This window comes from Cnuella takakiae, from assembly GCF_001953305.1.
Classification (GTDB): domain Bacteria; phylum Bacteroidota; class Bacteroidia; order Chitinophagales; family Chitinophagaceae; genus Flavisolibacter; species Flavisolibacter takakiae.
This window is the reverse complement of sequence record NZ_MTFE01000010.1, coordinates 2,322,821-2,326,270: the sequence shown is the minus strand read 5'-3', so window position 1 is coordinate 2,326,270 and position 3,450 is coordinate 2,322,821. Positions and strand designations below refer to the sequence as shown.

Below are 3,450 nucleotides of genomic sequence, written 5' to 3'. Positions count from 1 at the left end.
CCAGCCATATCGACAATTTTTTAAGTACCATGCTTGGTGCCCCACTTGTAAAAAAAGCATTGGATGGTAAAGACTGCCTGCTGGCTGTTCAGCAATTGCTCGGTAATGCTACCAGCGTGCATAAAGGATAGCCCTTTGAGTTGGCTATGTCGTAATTAGCCGGGTTCAATCATATAAGCGCAGGGACCGCTACCTGTTTGAACCCAATCTAAAGGTGCAGTTTTCGGTTGCTAACCTGCAAAACTCACCCTGTAAAAAGCCACTAAACACGACTTCTTTTAGTAAGCTAGGAGCAGAATTCTGCTATTAAAAAAAGCCACCAAGTTCCTGTTTCTCCTGGTTGATAATGCCGCACTGGCTGCACCATAAATTGTGTTGTTAGGTGCGGAAGCAAATCTGGGTCATCCAATGACCAAAGATGATGGGCTTACTTTAAATACTTAGTAATGGTCGGACTATAGATTAAAAGATAAGCTACTGCAAATGCAAGTTGATTTCGGACACTGGCAAATTCGACTTCTTTCGACCAGCTCTGCCCCGTATTCACATATATTCAACTGTTAATAAATCCCTTCCACCGAATTGGCAGATATTGCAGACCTTTGCTATTTAATTTCGATCCAATGAAAATCCTGATAGCCGAGGATGAAGACATCCTGCGGAAAATGATGGAGTTACGCCTGTCCAAAGAAGGCTACTCCGTTACCGCCGTATCCAATGGGCAGGATGCCCTCACCCACCTGGAAAACCATACGCCCGATCTTGTTATTACCGACATCCACATGCCCCTTGTTTCAGGGCTTGAAGTGGTGGGCTGGATGAAACAGCAGGCCCACTGTTCTACACCCGTTATTGTGCTTTCCGCTCTTGGCCAGGAGCACGTAGTAATGGATGCATTCTCCCTGGGTGCCGACGACTATATCACCAAACCCTTTAGCCTCAATGAACTGGTAGTGCGGGTAAAAAAGCTGGCTTCCTAGCCAACCCTGACCGCTTACGCCCACCCCACTACCGGAGCTGCTTATCCCCTTCCACCTTTGCTTATGAACGAATACGCACTCGAACTCCACTTTTCCGAGAACCTTATATGGGTGTTCACGGCTTTTGTGGCCCTGGTACTGCTGGTGCTGGGTGCCGGCATCCTGATCATGATGCGGATAAACCGGTACAAGGAAGAACAGCGCCGCCAGATAAGGGCCCAGTGGAAAGACCTGCTTGCCGAAATGCTGATGGAAGAAAATGTAGGGGAACAGGACCTGAGGCTGCCGCCGGAATTTGAGGCGGCATTGCAAAAGCCTTTTGTGCGCCGGGTGCTGGCTTCCGAACTGGTACGCACCCAGCAGTCGTTGCGCGGCAATATGAACGAAACCATCACTGCCGTGTACAACCAGTTGCAACTGGCAGACCAGTCGCTGGCCCTGCTGCACAGCCGCAAATGGCACCGCAAGGCCAAGGGCATACAGCAACTGAGCTCCATGGGCCAGTACCAGGTTGCCGAACTGATAGTGGACCTGACCAACCATCCCAACCTCTCGGTGCGCAACGAAGCCCAGTTGGGTATGATCCGACTGGAAGGCCCTGATGGTTTACGTTTCCTCAACAGCCTGCAACACGCCCTTTCCGAGTGGCAGCAGTTCAACCTGCTGCACCAAATGCAGCTGTACACCGGTGTCGAACTTCCCGATATGGACGGCTGGCTGCTGGGCTCCCAACAGTCGGTAGTGGTTTTTGCCATCCGCCTGTGCCGCCTGTTCCAGTTGTTTGGCTATGCCGGCCAGATTGAAGGGCTGCAGCGCCACAGCAATACCGCCATCAGGCGGGAAGCAAACCAATGCCTCCACCACTGGGGTCTTACCGAACTGTACACCGAAGAGATGCTTCGCAAAGCCATGGCCACCCCGCTTGCCCAACCCCTTACTGCCTAAACAAATCCGGACCTATGAACTTCTGGCATACCGCCCTGCAATGGTTTTCCAACTTCGTGCTGGTATATTCCATCCTCAGCCTGGGCTCTTACCTGCTTATCGCCTTGTTTTCCATCAGGGAAACACGCCGCTACCTGCGCAAGCTCAGTTTTACCAACTACCGCGTGCTGGCTTCCAGTGAGCTGGCGCCCTCCATCAGCCTGCTGGCAACGGCATATAACGAAGGACCTACCATCCTGGACAATGTGCGCAGCCTGCTGTCGCTGCACTATGAAAACATGGAGCTGATCATCATCAACGATGGCAGCAAGGACGATACCCTGGAAAAGCTGATCAAAAAGCTGGAACTGGTACCCGACACCACCCGGCCCTGCGAAGGGCAGCTTGCCTGCAAACCCATAAAGGGTGTTTACCGCAGCACCAACCCCATATACCGGAAGGTAGTGGTGATTGACAAAGAGAATGGCGGCAAGGCCGACGCTATGAACGCGGGTATCAACCTGGCCCGCAATAAATACATTGTTGCCACCGATGGCGACTGCATCCTGGAACAGGACGCACTGCTGAAAATGGTAAAGCCTTTTTTGCAAAGCACCAACCGGCAGATGATTGCCACCGGCGGTGTGGTACGCATCATCAATGACTGCGAGGTACACAATGGCAGGCTTTCTAAAATCAATATGCCGCGCAACCTGATTGTGCGTACACAGGTGCTGGAATATATCCGTGCCTTCCTGCTGGGCCGCATGGCCTGGAGCCGCATCAATGGCCTGCTCATTGTTTCAGGCGCCTTTGGCTGCTTCGACCGGGATGTGGTAATTGCCTGTGGCGGTTACCAGCAGGGCAGCTTTGGCGAAGACTTCGACCTGGTGGTGAGCATGCGCCGCTATATGGAAGAAAATGGACTACCCTACCGGGTACAGTACATTCCCGAACCCCTGTGCTGGACGGAAGCCCCCGCCTCTTTTAAATTCCTGAACAACCAGCGTAACCGCTGGGCCCGCGGCCTGATACAAACCCTGTGGAAGCACCGCAAAACCATTTTCAATCCGAGCTATGGCATTTTGGGCATTGTCAGTATTCCGTATTTCCTGTTGTTCGAATTCCTTGCGCCCTTTATTGAGTTTGTAGGTTTTATCATCTTTTTGGTGCTGGCCATTACCGGCATGATTGATTGGGAACATTTCCTGGCCCTGCTGGCCTTTGTGCTGGGTTTTGGTTACCTGCTGTCCTTTTTTGCCATCCTCATGGAAGTGAGCACCTTCAACCAGTACCGCAACAAGGGCGATATCCGCAAGCTGATGTTTGCCGCTATCCTCGAGCCTTTTTACTTCCATCCTTTTGTTACCTACTCGGCAATCCGTGGTCACATCGACCTCCTGCTGAAACGCCAGAAAGGCTGGGGTGAAATGAAGCGGACGGGATTCAAGAAGGCTGTATAGCCGGAGGACGATGGACGATAGACCATGGACCATGGAGTGGAGCGAAGAGGTTGGGACGGTGGCGGCAGGGGAACATAAGACAG

General features: G+C 52.2%; 3 protein-coding genes. All 3 read left to right on the top strand.

Features of this window, described 5'->3' with window-relative positions; translation table 11 throughout:
* Window positions 1–623: 623 nt before the first annotated feature.
* The 3 genes from BUE76_RS10170 (at window position 624) to BUE76_RS10160 (ending at window position 3,367) form a co-directional block, all read left to right on the top strand.
* Window positions 624–980 (top strand): response regulator transcription factor, encoded by a 357-nt coding sequence (locus BUE76_RS10170; RefSeq protein ID WP_073048197.1) that lies wholly within the window; start codon window positions 624–626, stop codon window positions 978–980.
* A 63-nt stretch (window positions 981–1,043) separates the two neighbouring features.
* On the top strand, window positions 1,044–1,925 hold the full coding sequence (locus BUE76_RS10165) for a hypothetical protein (RefSeq protein ID WP_073048194.1): 882 nt from the start codon (window positions 1,044–1,046) through the stop codon (window positions 1,923–1,925).
* Window positions 1,926–1,939: 14 nt separating this feature from the next.
* On the top strand, window positions 1,940–3,367 hold the full coding sequence (locus BUE76_RS10160; protein WP_073048192.1) for a glycosyltransferase family 2 protein: 1,428 nt from the start codon (window positions 1,940–1,942) through the stop codon (window positions 3,365–3,367).
* The last annotated feature ends 83 nt before the right edge of the window (window positions 3,368–3,450 follow it).

What these genes read in the sequence shown, in the direction of transcription:
- BUE76_RS10165 (WP_073048194.1), top strand. Translation starts at nt 1,044, where the DNA reads ATGAACGAATACGCACTCGAACTCCACTTTTCCGAGAACCTTATATGG.
- BUE76_RS10170 (WP_073048197.1), top strand. Translation starts at nt 624, where the DNA reads ATGAAAATCCTGATAGCCGAGGATGAAGACATCCTGCGGAAAATGATG.
- BUE76_RS10160 (WP_073048192.1), top strand. Translation starts at nt 1,940, where the DNA reads ATGAACTTCTGGCATACCGCCCTGCAATGGTTTTCCAACTTCGTGCTG.